Source organism: Bifidobacterium aemilianum (assembly GCF_003315635.1).
GTDB classification, from domain to species: domain Bacteria; phylum Actinomycetota; class Actinomycetes; order Actinomycetales; family Bifidobacteriaceae; genus Bifidobacterium; species Bifidobacterium aemilianum.
In genome coordinates this window covers 1-663 of sequence record NZ_PDCG01000026.1, presented here as the reverse complement: position 1 = coordinate 663, position 663 = coordinate 1, and the positions used below count along the sequence as shown (strand labels likewise).

The 663-nt window shown below is 64.1% G+C and carries 1 protein-coding gene; it reads right to left on the bottom strand.

Features of this window, described 5'->3' with window-relative positions; genetic code table 11:
• A partial coding sequence (gene lepB / locus CRD60_RS08680; protein ID WP_127975676.1) for a signal peptidase I occupies positions 1-361 on the bottom strand: 361 nt, incomplete at its 3' end.
• Positions 362-663 lie beyond the last annotated feature (302 nt).

Sequence of the window (663 nt, the reverse complement as noted above, 5' to 3'; positions counted from 1 at the left end):
CGGAAACCCTGTCGCCGCCCACTCCGATCACACGCTTGATCAGGAAGTCGTCATGCGGCCCGGTGTTGAGCCAATGGGCGGGATCGTGGAAGATGACGATGTCGCCGCGCTGAACACCAGAGACCTTTGGCTTGATTTTGGAGGCGATGACACGGTCGCCGATATTCAGCGTGCCCTCCATGGAGGCGGAGGGAATCACGTAGGCTCCGAACACGAAGGCTCTCAACAGTGCGACCACCAGGACACAGGCCAGCAGCCAGAGCCCGTCATAGAGCCGGCGCCTCCATGCCGGAACGGCCGTCGCCCGCCTCGGCCCTCGCTGCTTTCGTACCGACGACCGCTGTTGACATGCATGTTCCATACGAAACCTCTTCCGTGGAGCCGCCAGCACCCCGGAAACCGGCCAGCAGGGGGGCGCGGCCACACCCCTTCAGTGGACACCTGACCAGTGTAGCCAGCCCCTCCTACCGGACGGTCGCCCACAAGCTCGTGCTACAACCAGACCCCGGTGGCCAGCAACAACGTGTACCCCACGAAGAAGACCGATGCCCCACCGACCAGCGGCAGGTAGGTGCGCTCCTTGTCCGGCTGGGAGTAGAAGGGCCGCATCAGTCCCCACATCACCGGAAGCAGCAGAGAGCTCAGTGCCGTCTGCCAGGGCAC